The following is an 18,471-nucleotide window of genomic DNA, read 5'->3' as shown; positions in this document are numbered from 1 at the left end:
GCTCTTTGCTTGATTAATAATCGGCCAAGAAAATGCCTGGACTGGAAAACAGCATACGAAGCGTTTATGGAAAAGGTGTTGCACTTAATTTGACAAACCGTCATTAATTAAAAGGAAAGATGTTTTTTTGGGAAAATCACTTGAAATAAAGTTGTTCACTATAAAAGTCAGTCTTCATTAGGTACAGAAAGTTCAACAATATGTGGAGCATGTAGAATATCAACATTTTCTAAAGTTGCTTCAAGGATACTTTCTAATACAAAACTGATTTCCGCATTCTTTATATTACGGTTTTTATTTAGTAAAAGAACATCTTTATGTGTTGCAGCACCTGAATAGATAATTGTTGTTGGACCTAAAGAAAAAACTTTCACAAAATTTGCATCAGTATTCTCTAGTTGTTCCATCACAAGATCAGAATGATTATTCGTAACATCTATTAGTTTCATAATCTTTCACCTCTTTTTATACCGGTTAGGTTACATACATTATATAATTAAAAACGGAACAATTCAAAGCATTTCAACTGCCCGGCACTTACTTAAGTGAAAACGATAAGAAAAATAAAGGTAATTTAAAGCAGCAACAATTTATTATGACAGATATGTTTCAGCCAAAACTGAGTGAAATAGTTCAAATGGTACGCATAACTATACTGAATATTATTATTTAGGATAAGTTTATTTTAAGAGAAGTAGTGACCAAAATAATCTAGTCATTAGTTCAGTGATTTGCCAAGAAGATAGCACTCCATCAAGCTCTTTTTATCTTTATTGGAGTGCTGTCTCTATAGTTTGAAATTTAATTTTCGGTATCGGGTTCTTCCTTTGATCCAGTAGGAGATTCTGCTGAGATAATTTCTTTTGCCTCTACAACAATGTTCCCTTCAACGTTTGTTTTTGCAATCAATTCTTTTACAGAAGGGTAATCAAGATAGAAATCTGCAATTCGATCTTCAATTTGTTCTTGAATAACACGTCGCAAAGGACGCGCGCCTAATTTTGGATCATAGCCTAATTCGACTAGTTTTTCTTTAGCAGAAGGTTCTACTTCGATTGTTATACCTTGATGTTCGAGCATATCATTTACATCCTTTATCAATAAATCGACAATAAATAATAAGTTTTCTTTTGTAAGAGAATTGAATTCAACGATTCCATCAAAACGGTTAATAAATTCTGGTTTGAAGTAATCCGTTAAATGATTTAATATGGATTTTTGTGTGCCAGAAGTGGTGGCACCAAAACCTACGCTAGCTTCTACATCACTCGTACCAGCATTGCTTGTCATAATGATAATAGTATCTTTAAAACTAACTGTACGGCCTTGGGCATCCGTTAATCTGCCATCGTCAAGAATTTGTAGAAACATATGCAACACATCAGGGTGAGCCTTTTCAACTTCATCTAATAAAATGATACTGTAAGGATTGTGACGAACTTTTTCGGTAAGTTGACCTGCTTCTTCATAGCCAATATACCCAGGAGGAGAACCAATTAATTTAGAAACACTGTGTTTTTCCATATATTCACTCATATCAAATCGAATATAGGCTTCTTTGTTCCCAAATAGCTCTAATGCTAGTTGTTTAGCTAATTCAGTTTTCCCAACACCAGTAGGGCCGATGAAAAGGAAAGAACCAATTGGACGGCTTTTATTATTGAACCCAACACGGCTTCTGCGTATTGCCCTGGAAACTTTGTCGATTGCTTCATCTTGTCCAATAACATGTTTTTTAAGATCTTGTCCTAAGTTCCGTAATTGTGTTTGCTCTTTTTCTTTTAAATCTCCTACAGGAATATTTGTCTTCATTTCAATAATTTCGATCATATCCTGCTCAGTTACTGTAGGCTCATCTGAATCAGGATTTTGTTGATCTCTCATGGTAGAGAATTTTTTAGCCTGATCACGATAAAAAGCCGCTTTTTCATAATCTTCTTGTTGTAAAGCTAGTTGTTTTTGTTGAGCAGCTTCTGCAATTTTATCCTCCAATTGTTTCGGATCAACAACTTGTATCGTTAAATTCTTTTTGGAACCCGATTCATCTAACAAGTCAATCGCTTTGTCGGGCAAAAAACGATCTTGAATGTAGCGGTTAGATAAGCTAACGGCGCTCTTAATAGCTTCATCCGTGTAATGAACATGATGGTAATCTTCGTATTTTTTTTGGAGACCTTGAAGAATAGTAATAGTTTCTTCAACGGATGGTTCACTAACACGTACGGGCTGCATACGGCGCTCCAAAGCAGCATCTTTTTCAATCGTGCGGTACTCTTTTAACGTCGTTGCCCCGACCATTTGCATTTCACCGCGTGCAAGAGCTGGTTTAAGCATATTGCCAGCATCCATACTGCCTTCCGCACTTCCGGCTCCAACAATTTCGTGGACTTCATCAATAAACAAAATAATTTGTGGATTTTTCTTTAATTCATCCATTAATTGTTTCATACGTTCTTCAAATTGACCACGTATGCCCGTTCCTTGAACTAAGGAAGCAACGTCTAGCCGAATGACTTCCTTACTTAATAATTTTTGAGGCACATCACCATCAACGATTTTTTGTGCTAAACCTTCAACAACTGCCGTTTTACCAACACCAGGTTCACCTGTCAATACAGGATTATTTTTAGTCCGGCGATTTAGAATTTCAATCACTCGTTCAATTTCCTTATCGCGTCCAATGACTGGATCTATAGCCCCTGTTCGTGCTAAATCGGTTAAATTCGTTCCATATTCACCTAAAAGTCCAGGCTTTTTATTTATAGGCGGCTGACCTCCAGAACCCTTTTGAGTGGGAGGGACGCTTGAATTATTTTGTTGTGAGTTGTTATTTTGAGGATTTTGCATGGAACGGAAAATTTGATCTAAATTACCGAAACCAAAAGGATCTTGTGGTGATCGATTATTTCTGATCTCGCCATGATTTTGAGCATCTTTTATAAGTTGGTAACAATTTTGACAAACATCCAATTGACCTTTTTGGCCATTCATATTGGTGTATAAATGGATAGTTGCTTCACGTTGATTGCAATTTTGACATAACATTTAAACACAACCTTTCATTTAGTAGGTTAGTAAATCAAATAAAATTAAACAAATGATTGACCATTACTGACCTTTCTAATTATCATTATACACTGACCTTTTTTGACTTTCAAGTAATTGGTACTATAATTTTTTGTTTTTTTGAATTAAACTGATCATAATCAAGTTAGTTAAAACATTAGTAAAGGAAGTCTTAATAATGACCAGAGAAGAATTACAAAATCAACTGAAACAGTTGATCAAAGGCGATATTGATACAATGGCTATTGAAAAAAAAGATTTTATGACTTTTCGAGAAATTTGGATCAATCATGAAGAGAAAGAATCTATTATCGGAGAGGCTCTGCATAACGGAAATGTTATTTATCGGTATAGGTCAAATGGAAAGTAGCATAGAATATTTAGAAAAAAATAGTTGTTAAAACAGAAAAAAAATGGTAGTCTTATAAGTTGTAAGGGCTATATCGAATGTTTTTGCTGAAAAGAATATTATTGACAGTCGAAACTGGATGGAGTCCTCAAAAATAATATATATTAAAGGGGATTTTTTAATTATGGAAAAACGCGAATTTCACGTAGTAGCTGAAACAGGTATCCATGCACGTCCAGCAACATTATTAGTACAAACAGCAAGCAAATTTAGTTCAGATATCAACCTAGAATATAAAGGTAAATCTGTAAACTTAAAATCAATCATGGGCGTTATGTCTTTAGGTGTTGGACAAGGTGCTGACGTAGTTATCTCTGCTGATGGTTCAGACGAATCTGAAGCTCTTGCAGGAATCGAAGAAACAATGAAGAAAGAAGGTTTAGCTGAATAATGGTTGAAAAATTAAAAGGGATCGCAGCAAGTGATGGTATTGCAGTAGCAAAAGCTTACTTACTAACTGAACCCGATTTAACTTTCAACAAAATTTCAGTTGAGAACTCTGATTCAGAAATTAACCGCTTAAAATCGGCATTAAAAGAAGCATCAAAAGAACTTGAGATCATTCGATCTAAAGCAGCAGAATCTTTAGGTGAAAAAGAAGCCCAAGTTTTTGATGCTCATTTAATGGTTCTATCTGATCCAGAATTAATCGGGAGTATCGAAAGCTCTATTAATGATAATAAAGTCAATGCAGAGAGTGCATTAAAAGAAGTAACGGATATGTTTATTGGGATGTTTGAAGGCATGGAAGATAACCCTTACATGCAAGAACGTGCAGCTGATATCAAAGATGTTACTAAACGAGTATTAAGCCACTTGTTAGGTGTGAAACTGCCTAATCCTTCAATGATCGATGAAGAAGTGATTGTGGTTGCTCATGACTTAACACCAAGTGACACTGCTCAATTAAATCGTCAATTTGTGAAAGCCTTTGTTACAGACATTGGTGGACGTACATCACATTCAGCTATTATGGCTCGTTCGTTAGAAATTCCTGCAATTGTAGGAACGAAAGAAATCACTTCTTTTGTTAAAGAAGGCGATTTTATCATCATTGATGGTTTAGAAGGCGATGTAATCGTTCACCCTGAATCAACAGATGTTGAAACTTACGAAACAAAAGCAAAAGCTTTCGCTGATCAAAAAGTTGAATGGGATAAATTAAAAGATGAACCAACATTAACAGCAGATGGAAAGCACATCGAACTAGCTGCAAATATTGGTACTCCTAAAGATTTAGTAGGCGTAAAAAACAATGGCGGTGAAGCTGTTGGACTATACCGCACAGAATTCCTTTATATGGATTCACCTGATTTTCCTACAGAAGAAGCTCAGTTTGAAGCTTATAAAGAAGTTTTAGAAGGTATGGAAGGCAAAGGCGTTGTTGTTCGTACAATGGATATTGGCGGAGACAAAGAATTGCCTTACCTAACATTGCCACATGAAATGAATCCATTCTTGGGTTACCGTGCAATTCGTATTTGTTTAGCAAAACCGGATATGTTTAGAACGCAATTGCGTGCATTATTACGTGCCTCTGTTTTCGGACAGTTACGTATTATGTTCCCAATGATCGCAACTTTACAAGAGTTCCGTCAAGCTAAAGAAATGCTTTTAGAAGAGAAAGCTAAATTAGTAAATGAAGGTATTGAAGTATCAGATGATATCGAAATTGGTATCATGATCGAAATTCCTGCTGCTGCCGTTATTGCAGATAAATTTGCTAAAGAAGTAGATTTCTTCAGTATTGGTACCAACGATTTGATTCAATATACTATGGCTGCTGACCGTATGAATGAACGCGTTTCTTATCTTTACCAACCATATAACCCATCAATTTTGCGTTTAATTAAAACGGTGATCGATGCTTCTCATAAAGAAGGAAAATGGACTGGTATGTGTGGAGAAATGGCTGGGGATCAAACGGCTGTACCGCTTCTGCTAGGACTGGGATTAGACGAATTTTCTATGAGTGCTTCAAGCATTCTTAAGACACGTAGTTTAATGAAACGTTTAGATACGAAAAAAATGACTGAATTAGCTGATAAAGCAATCAATGATTGTGATACAGCTGATGAAGTAGTAAAACTTGTTGAAACGTATACTAAATAAAGAGAGGGAGCACAAGAATCAATTTGATTCTTGTGCTCTTTTTTTGCTACTTTTCCCTAAATAAATTACGCTCTCTTTGCAAGAACTGATATACTAGAGTTAAATTGAACAAGAGGAGAGGACATTAATGAAAAAAACTATCGGGTTTATCGGAACTGGAGTAATGGGTTTTTCTATCGTTAAACACTTATTAACAGCTGACTACACAGTAACAGTATACAATCGTACAAAGAGTAAGGCCGACGAATTAATTCGTTTAGGAGCAAACTGGGCCGATTCACCAGCTGAGGTAACTGAAAAGAGCGAAATTATTTTTACTATTGTAGGGTATCCCAAAGATGTTGAAGAAAGTTACTTTGGTGAAAATGGCATCTTTAAAACAGCCACTGAGAAACATATTTTGGTAGATATGACGACCAGTACACCTACATTAGCTAAAAAACTGTACAATGAAGCACAACAAAGAGGCATTGAGGTTTTAGATGCTCCAGTTTCTGGAGGAGACTTAGGGGCTAAAAATGGAACTTTAACCGTTATGGTTGGTGGAGACGTAAATACTTATGAAAAAGTAAAACCTATTTTTGAATTATTTTCTGCTAAAGTAAACTTGCAAGGCGAAGCTGGTAGTGGACAACACACAAAAATGGCTAATCAAATTATGATTGCTGGGACAATGATGGGTATGGCAGAATTATTAGTCTATGCAGAAGCTGCAAATTTAGATCTTGAAAAAGTATTGGATACGGTTGGCGGAGGTAGTGCCCAAAACTGGTCTTTATCAAACTATGCACCAAGAATCATTAAAGAAGATTTCACTGCTGGTTTTTTTGTTAAGCATTTTATTAAAGACTTGAAAATTGCATTAGATGAAGCTGAAAAAATGTCTTTAGATTTGGCCTCTACTCGTTTAGCTAAACAGCTATATGAAGATTTAGCGCAAAATGGTTTTGAAAACGATGGGACACAAGCCATTATTAAATTATGGTGGCCAGAAGGAAAACGTTCAAGATAAAAACTAAAAAGGCAGAAATGAAATTGATTCAATTTCATCTCTGCCTTTTTAGATATAAGGATAGTGTTATAAATTAGGTTTATTTTCTTGGGTGTAATTACGCAATCGTTTGACAGCTTCCACTAATTTTTCCATGCTAGCAGCATAACTAATACGGATATAACCTTCGCCAGCACTTCCGAAGGCGGAGCCGGGTATCAATGCTAGTTTATTTTTTTCAGCTAACTCAATACAAAAATCCATACTATTTTGTATAAACTCTTGCGGGATTTTTGCAAAAAGATAAAAAGCTCCATTTGGACGAGCAACTTCAAAGCCTAATTGAGTCAGTTCTTCAAAAAGATAATCTCTTCTTTTATGGTATTCTATTTTCATTGGAAGAGCATCGTCTATTCCAACGGTCAAAGCTGCTAAAGCTGCTTTTTGAGAAATAGAAGTAGCGCATGTGACAAGGTATTGATGTACTTTGATAATTTGTGCTGTAAGTTCTTTTGGTGCAAAAATAAAGCCGATTCTCCACCCGGTCATAGCATGTGATTTTGAAAGTCCATTGATCAAGATAGTTTGATCTCTTAAGTATTCAGCAATAGAGACATGTTCAACATCGTAAGTTAGTTCACTGTAAATTTCATCACTAATAACAAATAAAGGGTATTTTTTAATGGTTTCAGCAAGAGCTTTGATCTCTGCTCTTGTATAGGTCACACCAGTTGGATTATTTGGGTAGTTTAAAATAATAGCCTTTACACTCGTTCCGTGTTTTTTTAGTTCATCCTCTATCATCTCAGGAGTCAATACAAATCCGTTGACACTAGTATCAATGAAGATAGGCGTTGCTTGACTCAACGTGATCAATGGTTCATACCCAGGAAAAATTGGTGAAGGAACCAATATCTTATCACCAGGATTTAAAATAGCCAGCAAAGAAGCAGAAATGGCCTCAGTAGCTCCGACAGTCACCAATACTTCATTTTTTGGATCATAAGAAACCGTATATTTTTTTTGCATGAAAGCCGAAGCGGCTTCACGCAATTGACTATCACCAGACATACCTGTGTAATGCGATTCATTGTTGTTGATTGCTTCAATAGCAGCTAATTTGATATGATTGGGAGTATTGAAGTCAGGTTCACCCAAAGTTAGTTTAAGGATATTTTTTATCGGTGAAACACGTTCGTCAAATTTTCGAATATCTGACACTTCGATTTTGTACGTTTGACTGTTAAAATGATCAAGTAATGGATTCATAACTTTTACGCTCCCTTTTGAAATATATATTGCAATTATATTAACATAAGTTTTCATGAAAAAATGTTTTTTTAGATAAAGATTATTTTTTTATGAAAATAGAGTGAGTTTAATGTCTTTTATATAAAATTCTGGTAGAATGATTATTGAGTTAAGTTTGAAAGGGGCACGAAACTATGACAACTTCACAATTAGTAGGAATTATTCGCCGATTGGAAGCTATGCTAGAAGATACAGAAAGTGAAGTTCAAGTTCGTCGATTTGAAAAAGAAGGAAACGAACGTTGTATTATTACGTATGATGCAAAAACTGAAACATTTGAATTATTAGAAACAGCTACTCAACAAGTGTATCAATTTGATGATGTAGACTTGGTTGCTATGGAAATATTTGAATTATTTCAAGATTAAAATAGCCGTTAATGGTAAAATTTTGTCTGAAAAAGACGTATAGAAAAATTCTTTTTAGAATTTTTCTATACGTCTTTTTTGATTTTTTAAACTAGTATTTTTCCTGAAATTCGTTATACTGATAATATCGATAGTTAAAAATCAATGAGAAAAGATACTGAGAACTTATATAAAGAGCAATGACAAAAATGAATTAAGAGATACCGAAGGGGGAAAAAGTATGGAAAAACAATTGCAAATAGGCATTTTAGGTTTCGGAACAGTTGGGAGCGGTGTTTTACGCATCTTGAAACATCATGAACCAAAGTTAAATCAAATGACAGGCGTTTCATTAAAAGTAAAAAAAGTTTTAGTGCGCGATATTTTGAAAAATCGTGGCACAATTGCTGATGGTATTGAATTAACGCTTGATGCTGATGAGATTGTGAATGATCCTGAAATCGATATTATTGTCGAAGTTATGGGCAGTATTGATCATGCGAAAAAATACATTGAAAAAGCCTTGATAGCTGGGAAACATGTTGTTACAGCAAACAAGGACTTAATGGCATTGCATGGAAATGAATTAGTTGCCTTGGCAAAAGAAAACCGATGCGATCTCTACTATGAAGCTAGCGTTGCTGGAGGTATCCCGATTTTACGCACAATAGTGGATAGTTTAGCTTCTGATGAGATACAAAAAGTTTTTGGTATTGTGAATGGTACAACAAATTTTATCTTATCAAAAATGACAAATGAAGGAAAATCTTATGATCAGGCCTTAAAAGAAGCACAGGAATTAGGTTTTGCAGAGAGTGACCCGACGAATGATGTTGACGGTATAGATGCTGCGCGTAAAATGGTCATACTAACTCGTTTAGCTTTTGGCATGAATGTAGAAGTAGATAAAATTGAAACAAATGGAATTCGGGATCTTCAGCAAGAGGAGATTGAAATAGCCGATAAATTAGGTTATAAAATCAAATTGATTGGATCAGCTATTCAAATAAAAAATAAAATCAGTGTAGATGTAGGACCGATTTTAGTGCCGATCAATCATCCATTAGCAAGTGTCCAAAATGAGAATAATGCTATTTTTGTAGTAGGGGCTGCAGTTGGAGAAACAATGTATTATGGACCTGGAGCCGGTGAATTGCCAACTGCAAACAGTGTTGTCAGCGATGTTATTACAGTAGCTAAAAATATCCGGTTAGGTACAAGTGGCAATGTATTTAGTTCTTATCAACATGAAACGAAACTTGCAAGGGATACAGAAGTGAACAATAAATATTATATTGCTATTGAGATGCAAGATAAAACAGGACAATTTTTAGCATTAACAAAATTATTTAGCCAATTTGATATTGGTTTTGATCAAATTATTCAACAACCACTTTCAAGTTATATGGCGAAAGTAGTGATCGTGACCCACAAAATAAATAAAGCACAACAAAAAGAAATGGTGAGTGCACTTAAAGAGGTAAATGAAATGAATTTACTTGTTTGTTTTAAAGTGATGGAGGGAAAATAATGTATCAAGGATTACTTGAAAAATATAAAAAGCTGTTGCCGATAACAGATAAAACGCCTATGATTTCGCTGTATGAAGGAAATACACCTTTGATCCCATTGACAAATCTTTCAAATGAGCTTGGTATCATACTATATGGGAAATACGAGGGGTTGAACCCCACTGGTTCATTTAAAGATCGTGGAATGGTTATGGCAGTGGCTAAAGCAAAAGAAGCAGGGGCAAAAGCAATTATTTGTGCATCTACTGGAAATACTAGTGCTGCAGCTGCAGCATACGCTGCACGAGCTGGGTTAAAAGCGTATGTTGTCATTCCAGATGGAAAAATTGCTTTGGGTAAGTTGGCTCAAGCTGTTATGTATGGGGCCGACATCATTTCTATACAAGGTAATTTTGATCAAGCTTTAAAATCAGTAAGAAAGTTAGCTGAAACAGAAGCTGTTACTTTAGTTAATTCAGTAAACCCTTATAGAATTGAAGGACAAAAGACTGCTGCCTTTGAAGTGTGTGAAGATCTCGGAAAAGCTCCAGATGTGTTAGCTATCCCAGTCGGGAATGCCGGGAATATTACGGCTTATTGGAAAGGCTTCAAAGAATGGGATGAATTGAATCAAACAGGGTTGCCAAAGATGCATGGCTACGAGGCAGAGGGCGCAGCTGCTATTGTTCATGGTAAAATTATTGAATCTCCTGAAACGATCGCAACAGCTATAAGAATAGGCAATCCAGCCAGTTGGAAATTAGCTGAAAAAGCTCGAGATGAGTCCAGAGGAAAAATAGATTTTGTTACAGATGATGAGATCATTCAGGCTTATCAAAAAGTAGCAATGATGGATGGTGTATTTATTGAACCAGGGTCAGCGGCTTCATTAGCAGGGGTGATCAAAGACGTCAAAAGTGGAGCTATAAAAAAAGGTGAAACGGTTGTCTGTGTATTTACGGGTAATGGATTGAAAGATCCAGATACAGCTCTTGAAGTAACTAGTATTCCTATTTCAAAAATGGATGATTTAGAGGATATGAAGAAACATTTGCAAGCAGGTGTTAAAAAACCATGAAAATAATTGTGCCAGGAACGACTTCAAACTTAGGTCCTGGGTTTGACTCATGCGGATTAGCACTAAACCTCTATTTAACATTAGAAATAGGAGACGAAATTGAAAGTTGGGTGATTCATCATACCCTAGGTGAAAACATTCCGAGTGACGAAACGAATCTTATTGTTCAGACTGCTCTTTCGCTTGCTCCGGCTATTCATCCTCGAGAATTGTGGATGGAAAGCGAGATACCAGCAACGCGTGGATTAGGCAGTAGTTCGGCTGCAATTATCGCAGGGATAGAAATGGCTAACCAATTAGCTGGATTGAAATTAAGTGACAAAGAAAAAGTGACTATAGCATCTACTTTAGAAGGACACCCAGATAATGCAGCGCCGGCTATACTGGGAGACTTTGTTGTAGCAACCATGATCAACAATACCGTTTTTACGGTGAAACAAGTCTTTCCGGATACAGGTGTATTAGCCGTTATTCCAAACCATGAATTATTGACAAAAGAAAGCCGCGATGTATTGCCTGAAATTTTGGATTATCCACAAGCTGTTCAAGCTAGTTCTATCAGTAATGTTATGATTTCAGCTGTTTTAGCTAATGACTTGAATTTAGCAGGTGAAATGATGGAAAATGATTTATGGCATGAGATCTACCGCGAAAATTTGGTGCCTCATTTGTCTCAAATTCGTAATTTAGCCAAAAAAAATGGAGCGTATGCTACTTTTTTAAGCGGAGCTGGATCAACTGTTTTGATTTTAGTTCCTTATCTAAAATTAAAACAAATAGAACAATTATTAAAAAACTCCTTCTCAGATGCTGAGGTGAAACAGTTTAGTGTTGACCGAGAAGGTATGAGAGTACAAACATAACTAAAAATAGAGTCGGAACAAAAGTTCCAACTCTATTTTTAGTTGTGTTAGACGTGCCTTCAAAGCTCACCGACAATTTTTGAACCATGTAGTTCTGAAACGCCTAAGTAGTGATGGATATCATCTGCATTTTCATTAGTGATGCCCCCGCCTGGAAGAATAAGAATACGATCTTTTGCATAATCAACCAACTCTTTGAGATGTGGAAGCGTTTCTTCAATTGGCAAACTTAAATCCCCGCCATGAGTTAAAATTCTTTGCACACCATGTCCTGCCAACCAATCGATTGCTTCAAACTGCTTTTCAACTGGGATGGCATCAAAAGCCATATGAAAAGTGGTCTGTAATCCATAAGCTTCTTCTAATAATTGTTCGATTGCATCTTCGTCAATTAAATGGTCATCTGTTAAACAACCCAACACGATCCCATCTAATCCCAAATTACGAGCTTCAATAATGTCATAACCCATAATTTTCAATTCACTGTCATTATAGATGAAATTACCTGAACGAGGACGAATCATAGCCATTAACGGTATCATTTTTTCAGCGCAATAAGCAGCCGCTTCATGCATGACACCTTTGCTGACAGTTGTTCCCCCACTTACCAAGTAATTACATATTTCTATTCTAGTTGCTCCTTGTGCAATTGCTTTAGGAAGAGAGCTATAATTTTCTATACAGACTTCTTTTAAATACATAATGAAAAACTCCTTTTAATGGTTTATAAGCTAATTGTAAATCTACTGGTTGAAATTTATATTTACCAGTTCAACACTAAGTAGTATAGCAAAAAAACACTAAATAGTTCTATGAAATTCGTAAGATAATTGAATCTAAAGAATGTCTTCGCTATAATAGAGCAGAAATACTAAATGAAATGTTTATTATTTTTAAAATAATTGGACAGCAACGATTTTTTTCATGAAAATCGTTTCAAAGGATGGTAATAATGAAAATTTTAATTCAAAAATTTGGCGGTACTTCAGTAAAAGATGAAGAAAGCCGATCAGCTGCAGAGAAACATATCGTACATGCCGTTTCGTTAGGATATAAAGTAATAGTGGTCGTATCAGCTATTGGAAGAATGGGTGATCCATATGCGACAGATTCTCTCTTGGCGCTGGTTGATGGAGAAAAAAGCTATTTAGATCTAAGAGAGCGAGACATGTTGTTATCCGTTGGAGAAACAATATCTACAGCTGTCTTTACGAATCAATTGAAAAAAAATGGCACTCATGCAATAGGTCTGACTGGACAAAGCGCCGGTATATTTACTAATGAAGACTTTGGACAGGCAAGGGTAAAAAGAGTAGAGACAGCTATGATTTATGAATATTTGAAAACAAAAGATGTAGTCGTAGTGGCTGGGTTCCAAGGGGTAAGCGAAAAAGGAGATGTCACAACTATTGGACGTGGAGGTAGTGATACCACGGCTGCTTTGTTAGGTGCTGCTTTTAAAGCAGAATATATTGATATCTTTACAGATGTCTGTGGAATGATGACAGCAGATCCACGATTAGTTGAAAAAGCTCAATTTTTGCAAGTTGTGAGCTATAACGAAGTAAGCAATATGGCTCATGAAGGAGCGAAAGTCATCGATCCAAAAGCAGTTGAAATTGCGCAACAAGCGGGGATACCCGTGCGGATCCGTTCCACTTATCAATCTGTTAAGGAAACGGGAACATTGATTACCAATTCAGAAAAGCAAAGTGGTCCACAGCGTTTAGTAACTGGAATTGCTCATGTACCTCGTTTAGTTCAATTTACGATTGAAACAAATAAGAATTTACAAGAGTCATTATTTAATCTGTTAGCTCAATCGGGTTTTAGTTTGGATTTCATTAATATATTTCCTGAAAAAATTGTTTTCACACTTCCACAAGCTTTTTCTGGAAAAGCGAAACAATTACTGAATGAACAAAAAATTACTTTTACAACTCACGAAAATTGTGCAAAAGTTGCAATCGTAGGAGCAGGTATAACTGGCGTTCCAGGTGTAACAGCTAAAATCGTTACGGCAATGTCAAAATCAAGGATCCCGATTTATCAATCATCGGATAGCTACACAACTATTTGGATTTTAATTGAGGAAAAAAATTTAAAACAAGCATTAAATGAGCTACATGAAGTATTTCTACAAACAAATGAATACTAAAAAAAGTATAGCTGTGACATTCAAGTATAAAATAACGATGTCTCATGAGAATTAGCCTAAAAAAGACTGGTAATGATTGTTTTTTTTATAATTTGGCGTATAATTAAGAAAATAGCAAACTTGAGGAGTACTGTTAAGAGGTACTCCTATTTTAGTGAGTAAGGAGAAAAAATGTTAACGATATTTAAGCCGACGTACATGGTGGAAGCTATTTACCATATAACACCAGAACAATTGAAAGAACAAAATGTCAAAGCTGTCTTAGCAGACTTGGACAATACTTTGATTGCATGGAATAATCCAGATGGAACTGAAGAATTGATTGAATGGATCAACATGATGGAAAAATCCGGTATTCCTGTAGTGATTCTATCTAATAACAAAGCAACACGTGTGGAGCGAGTTGCAAAGGTATTGCAATTAGACTATGTTTCGAGAGCTTTAAAACCAACAACGATTGGGTTTAAAAGAGCAAGTAAAAAATTAAATCTATCCACTGATGAGATCATTATGGTCGGCGATCAGATTATAACGGATATTTGGGGTGCAAACCTTGCTGGGATACGTAATGTATTAGTAAAACCGATACTAAACACAGATGCTTGGAATACTCGCTTTAATCGCTTTATGGAACTGCATATTATGAACTATATGATCAAAAAAGATCCAACTATGAGATGGAGGAAATCAATAAATGACGATAGTAGAATTAAATAATGAAGAAGAGATTCGTTGCGTTGGTTGTGGAGCCATTATTCAAACAACAGAAAAAGAAGCGGTGGGTTATACACCAACTTCAGCCTTAGAAAAAGGGTTAGAAAAAGGCGAAGTGTATTGTCAACGTTGTTTTAGATTGCGCCATTATAATGAGATCCAAGATGTCCAATTAACGGATGATGATTTTCTGAAATTATTGAATGAACTTGGTTCAGAAGATGCATTGATCGTAAATGTTGTTGATATTTTTGATTTCAATGGGAGTTTAATACCAGGTTTGCATCGCTTTGTTGGGAAAAATCCAGTTCTTTTAGTTGGAAATAAGGTGGATCTACTTCCTAAATCATTAAAACGCGGAAAAATGACGCAATGGATGCGTGAACGAGCTCATGAAGAGGGCTTGCGACCTGAAGATGTTTTGTTAACCAGTGCTATGAAACCTGCTGAAATGGAAGTCTTGCTAGATACGATTGAAAAACACCGCAAAGGACGTAATGTATTTGTAGTTGGTGTAACAAATGTTGGTAAATCAACATTGATCAATCAAATCATCAAGTCGACTGCAGGGGTGCAGGATCTAATCACAACTTCTCAATTTCCTGGAACAACGCTTGACCGGATAGAGATACCATTAGATGATGGTAAATTTTTAATTGATACTCCGGGAATTATTCATCGTCATCAAATGGCTCATGTTTTGGGAGATAAAGATTTAAAATTGATTGCGCCTAAAAAAGAAATAAAACCAATCGTTCATCAACTAAATGAAGGACAAACATTGTTTTTTGGTGGAGTAGCTCGGTTTGATCACTTAAAAGGGGGCAGACATTCATTTACTTGTTTCACTTCAAATGATTTGCTTATTCACCGCACAAAATTAGAAAAAGCAGATGAATTGTACCAAAAACAAGTGGGTAAACTGTTGCAACCTCCACGTGAAGATGAAGTTGCGGACTTTCCTAAATTGGTTCGTTTTGAATTCTCTGTTAAAGAAAAATCAGATATCGTCTTTGCTGGACTTGGATGGGTTACAGTCAATGAACCAGGATGCGTCGTAGCAGGGTGGGCACCAAAAGGTATCGATGTCCTTATTCGAAAATCTTTAATATAAATAGAAATAAATAGAAATGATCATTAGGATCTTAATGGAGTGAATAAAATGAAATTAACTGGTAAACAAAAACGTTTTTTAAGAAGTGAAGCACATCATTTGAACCCTATTTTTCAAATTGGGAAAAATGGATTAAATAAAGAGGTAATCGTTCAAATTAACGAAGCTTTAGAGAAAAGAGAATTGATCAAAGTGGGCTTGCTTCAAAATACAGATGAAGTGGCTCAAGAAGTAGCAGCTATTCTTGAACAAGAAATTGGTTGTAATGCAGTCCAAGTGATTGGTCGCGTTATCGTATTATTTAAGAAATCTACTCAAGAAAAGTATCAACGTATTTCCAATGAAATTCCAAGAGTGAAATAACAACTTTTGTTCGATATTATTTAGTTTACATGAAGAAAGGTGAGCGACTTGAAAGAGCAAACTTTTTCTGCTAATAAAATACAATTTTCAACAGAAATAGAAATTGATACTCAGCCAAAAAGAAGAGTGGGTATCCTTGGAGGGACATTTAATCCTCCACATATCGGGCACTTGATTATTGCTGATCAGGTTTGTCATCAACTGGGTCTAGAAAAGATTTATTTTATGCCGAGTGCAAATCCACCACATCAAGATGAAAAGAGAGCAATCGATGCCAAGCATCGTCTTCATATGGTTGAATTGGCTATAGAAGATAATACGGTTTTCGATGTCGAAAAATCAGAAATTGATCGTGGCGGAAAAAGTTACACGTATGATACGTTAGTGAAATTAAAGGAAGAACATCCAGATACAGAATACTATTTTATTATCGGTGGAGATATGGTTGAATACTTACCTAAATGGTACAAAATAGAAGATCTGGCTCAGCTTGTAGAATTTGTGGGAGTGAATCGTCCAGGATACCCCTTTATTAGTCCGTATTCTATTATTTGGGTCGATGTCCCTTCAATGGATATCAGTTCTACTTCCTTACGTAAAAATCTAAAAATGAACTGTCCAGTAAATTACTTGATCCCTGAAAAGACCCTTAATTATATTCGTCAGGAAGGATTGTATCAAGATGGAAAGTAAAAAAAATTCATTAGTATATTCAAAAAAATACGTTTCTCTGACAAGAGATAAATTGATTCAGATTATTCAAAGTCAAATGAGCCGAGAACGATTTCAACATGTCCTAGGTGTAGAGCAAGTTGCTGTTCAGTTGGCAGAAAAATTTGGAGTATCAACAGAAGCTGCCAGTATTGCTGCTCTGACCCATGATTATGCTAAAGAACGTAGTGATAAAGAAATGCAAGAGTTGATTTTTAGCGAAAAGTTAGATTTAGAATGGCTTGATTATGGAAGCAACATTTGGCACGGTCCTTTAGGAGCTGTCTTAGTTGAACGAGAATTAGGTATCTCAAATCCAGATATTTTGAATGCTATTAGACATCATACAATAGGTGCTGAAAAGATGACTTTGTTAGAACAAGTGATCTACGTCGCAGATTATATCGAACCTGGCAGGAATTTTCCAGGTGTTGAACGTGCACGGGTGCTTGCGGCAGAGAATTTACAAAAAGCTGTTCGTTATGAAACAAAACGAATATTACAACATTTAATTGAGCAAAACAGAAAAATTTATCCAAAAACAATTGCTACTTATAATAAATGGGTAGCAAATTCTTAGGAGGAATAACATGTCAACTGAAAGTATAAAATTAGTAGAAACAGTCGTTAAAGCAGCAGATGATAAAAGAGCAGAGGATATCGTAGTAATGGATGTCAGCAAGATTTCAATTTTGGCCGATTACTTTATTGTGATGCACGGAAATAATGAAAAACAAGTTAAAGCTATTGCTGAAGAAATCATCGATAAAGCTCAAGAGTCAGGAATTGATGTAAGAAGAGTGGAAGGTCGTGAATCATCTAAGTGGATGCTTATTGACCTTGGAGATGTAGTTGTACATGTCTTCCACTATTCAGAACGTTCATTCTACGATCTTGAAAAATTATGGAGTGATGCTCCATTGGTAGACATCACTAAAATGGTCTAAGCTTAATGAGTTACCAAACATTTGCACAGGTCTATGATGCTATTATGGATGAAACTCTTTACGATCGATGGGGAGAATTTGTGGATAGTCAGCTTCTAGACAATAAGCCGCCATTATTGGAACTTGCTTGTGGGACTGGAGCTTTGGCTGTAGCACTTTCTAAAAGAGGCTATGATGTAACAGGGCTAGATTTATCTGAAAACATGTTGAGTTTAGCTAATGAACGAGCTATGGTTGAGCAAGTAAACTTACCTTTGATTCAAGCAGACATGATGGATCTGTCTGAAATTGGTCAATTTGGAGCTGTTACTTGTTTTTCAGATTCACTTTGTTATATGCCTGATGAAGAGGCCGTATTAAAAGTTTTCCAGCAAGTGCACAATGTATTAACAGAAAATGGAACATTTCTGTTTGATGTTCATTCAATTTATCAAACAGATGTAGTGTTTCCTGGTTACATGTTTAATGACCAATCAGAAGGAATTAGTTTTTTATGGAAAAGTTATGCGGGTGAAAAAGCCCATTCTGTTGAACATGATTTAACTTTCTTTGTATACGATGAAGAATTAGATCTTTATGACCGTTACGATGAAACACATAAAGAACGGACATATTCATTAGAACAGTATAAAAGTATGCTCTCAAAAGCTGGTTTTTCTTCAATTAAAGCAAGTGCTGATTTTGGAGAGTCAGAAATAACAGAGGAAAGCCCACGATGGTTTTTTATTTGTACCAAATAAATCGTTTATGAAGTAGAAACTTTTTTAATGAAAAAA

The 18,471-nt window shown here is 35.6% G+C and carries 20 protein-coding genes; 16 read left to right on the top strand and 4 right to left on the bottom strand.

The genetic code is table 11. The annotated features are described in order from the left end of the window. Positions 1-167: 167 nt before the first annotated feature. Complete coding sequence (locus tag J7E16_RS09565) at positions 168-449, bottom strand: DUF1827 family protein (protein ID WP_214891182.1); 282 nt, start codon at positions 447-449, stop codon at positions 168-170. Positions 450-801: 352 nt separating this feature from the next. Next, positions 802-3,045, bottom strand: coding sequence for an ATP-dependent Clp protease ATP-binding subunit (locus tag J7E16_RS09560; protein ID WP_214891180.1), 2,244 nt, complete (start codon positions 3,043-3,045; stop codon positions 802-804). A gap of 199 nt (positions 3,046-3,244) precedes the next feature. Here J7E16_RS09560 and ykzS point away from each other — a divergent pair, with 199 nt between their 5' ends. The 4 genes from ykzS (at position 3,245) to J7E16_RS09540 (ending at position 6,599) form a co-directional block, all read left to right on the top strand. Beyond that, positions 3,245-3,436 carry a protein YkzS gene (gene ykzS, locus J7E16_RS09555; protein WP_214891178.1) on the top strand — a complete coding sequence of 64 codons (192 nt, stop codon included), beginning with the start codon at positions 3,245-3,247 and terminating at the stop codon, positions 3,434-3,436. A 163-nt stretch (positions 3,437-3,599) separates the two neighbouring features. Continuing rightward, positions 3,600-3,866, top strand: a complete 267-nt coding sequence (locus J7E16_RS09550) for a phosphocarrier protein HPr (protein WP_034548148.1) — start codon at positions 3,600-3,602, stop codon at positions 3,864-3,866. Continuing rightward, on the top strand, positions 3,866-5,587 hold the full coding sequence (gene ptsP, locus J7E16_RS09545; protein ID WP_214891176.1) for a phosphoenolpyruvate--protein phosphotransferase: 1,722 nt from the start codon (positions 3,866-3,868) through the stop codon (positions 5,585-5,587). The genes J7E16_RS09550 and ptsP overlap by 1 nt, the downstream gene beginning before the upstream one ends. 127 nt (positions 5,588-5,714) lie before the next feature. Next, complete coding sequence (locus J7E16_RS09540; protein ID WP_214891174.1) at positions 5,715-6,599, top strand: NAD(P)-dependent oxidoreductase; 885 nt, start codon at positions 5,715-5,717, stop codon at positions 6,597-6,599. A 66-nt stretch (positions 6,600-6,665) separates the two neighbouring features. Here the strand turns inward: J7E16_RS09540 and J7E16_RS09535 are convergent, their stop codons facing one another. Beyond that, a complete protein-coding gene (locus J7E16_RS09535; RefSeq protein WP_214891172.1) occupies positions 6,666-7,847 on the bottom strand; it encodes a pyridoxal phosphate-dependent aminotransferase in 1,182 nt (393 codons plus the stop codon). A gap of 176 nt (positions 7,848-8,023) precedes the next feature. Between J7E16_RS09535 and J7E16_RS09530 the strand changes: the two genes are divergently transcribed. The 4 genes from J7E16_RS09530 (at position 8,024) to thrB (ending at position 11,688) form a co-directional block, all read left to right on the top strand. Next, on the top strand, positions 8,024-8,257 hold the full coding sequence (locus tag J7E16_RS09530; protein WP_034548155.1) for a YkuJ family protein: 234 nt from the start codon (positions 8,024-8,026) through the stop codon (positions 8,255-8,257). Between the two features lie 220 nt (positions 8,258-8,477). Then, positions 8,478-9,767 carry a homoserine dehydrogenase gene (locus J7E16_RS09525; protein WP_214891170.1) on the top strand — a complete coding sequence of 430 codons (1,290 nt, stop codon included), beginning with the start codon at positions 8,478-8,480 and terminating at the stop codon, positions 9,765-9,767. Beyond that, complete coding sequence (gene thrC / locus J7E16_RS09520; protein WP_214891168.1) at positions 9,767-10,825, top strand: threonine synthase; 1,059 nt, start codon at positions 9,767-9,769, stop codon at positions 10,823-10,825. Before J7E16_RS09525 ends, thrC begins: the two co-directional genes overlap by 1 nt. Then, entirely contained in the window at positions 10,822-11,688 is an 867-nt protein-coding gene (gene thrB / locus J7E16_RS09515; protein WP_214891166.1) for a homoserine kinase, read from the top strand. Before thrC ends, thrB begins: the two co-directional genes overlap by 4 nt. Before the next feature lie 59 nt (positions 11,689-11,747). On the opposite strand, the gene J7E16_RS09510 is transcribed toward thrB, so the two are convergent. After that, positions 11,748-12,389 (bottom strand): copper homeostasis protein CutC, encoded by a 642-nt coding sequence (locus tag J7E16_RS09510; RefSeq protein WP_214891164.1) that lies wholly within the window; start codon positions 12,387-12,389, stop codon positions 11,748-11,750. 251 nt (positions 12,390-12,640) lie between these two features. Here J7E16_RS09510 and dapG point away from each other — a divergent pair, with 251 nt between their 5' ends. From dapG to J7E16_RS09470, 8 genes are all read left to right on the top strand, one after another. Further along, positions 12,641-13,846, top strand: a complete 1,206-nt coding sequence (gene dapG / locus J7E16_RS09505; protein ID WP_214891162.1) for an aspartate kinase — start codon at positions 12,641-12,643, stop codon at positions 13,844-13,846. Between the two features lie 171 nt (positions 13,847-14,017). Beyond that, on the top strand, positions 14,018-14,563 hold the full coding sequence (locus tag J7E16_RS09500; RefSeq protein ID WP_214891160.1) for a YqeG family HAD IIIA-type phosphatase: 546 nt from the start codon (positions 14,018-14,020) through the stop codon (positions 14,561-14,563). Next, positions 14,541-15,674: a ribosome biogenesis GTPase YqeH gene (yqeH, locus tag J7E16_RS09495; RefSeq protein WP_214891158.1), complete on the top strand. Its 1,134-nt coding sequence runs from the start codon at positions 14,541-14,543 to the stop codon at positions 15,672-15,674. Before J7E16_RS09500 ends, yqeH begins: the two co-directional genes overlap by 23 nt. A gap of 48 nt (positions 15,675-15,722) precedes the next feature. After that, positions 15,723-16,037 carry a ribosome assembly RNA-binding protein YhbY gene (yhbY, locus tag J7E16_RS09490; protein WP_214891156.1) on the top strand — a complete coding sequence of 105 codons (315 nt, stop codon included), beginning with the start codon at positions 15,723-15,725 and terminating at the stop codon, positions 16,035-16,037. Positions 16,038-16,076: 39 nt separating this feature from the next. Next, positions 16,077-16,730: a nicotinate-nucleotide adenylyltransferase gene (locus J7E16_RS09485; protein WP_214891154.1), complete on the top strand. Its 654-nt coding sequence runs from the start codon at positions 16,077-16,079 to the stop codon at positions 16,728-16,730. After that, positions 16,720-17,328: a bis(5'-nucleosyl)-tetraphosphatase (symmetrical) YqeK gene (gene yqeK, locus J7E16_RS09480; RefSeq protein WP_214891152.1), complete on the top strand. Its 609-nt coding sequence runs from the start codon at positions 16,720-16,722 to the stop codon at positions 17,326-17,328. The genes J7E16_RS09485 and yqeK overlap by 11 nt, the downstream gene beginning before the upstream one ends. A gap of 10 nt (positions 17,329-17,338) precedes the next feature. Beyond that, positions 17,339-17,695: a ribosome silencing factor gene (gene rsfS / locus J7E16_RS09475; RefSeq protein WP_214891150.1), complete on the top strand. Its 357-nt coding sequence runs from the start codon at positions 17,339-17,341 to the stop codon at positions 17,693-17,695. Between the two features lie 5 nt (positions 17,696-17,700). Next, positions 17,701-18,435, top strand: coding sequence for a class I SAM-dependent DNA methyltransferase (locus tag J7E16_RS09470; RefSeq protein WP_214891148.1), 735 nt, complete (start codon positions 17,701-17,703; stop codon positions 18,433-18,435). Positions 18,436-18,471 lie beyond the last annotated feature (36 nt).

The organism is Carnobacterium sp. ISL-102 (assembly GCF_018612935.1).
In the GTDB taxonomy this organism is placed as follows: domain Bacteria; phylum Bacillota; class Bacilli; order Lactobacillales; family Carnobacteriaceae; genus Carnobacterium_B; species Carnobacterium_B alterfunditum.
This window is presented reverse-complemented; position numbering and strand designations above follow the sequence as displayed.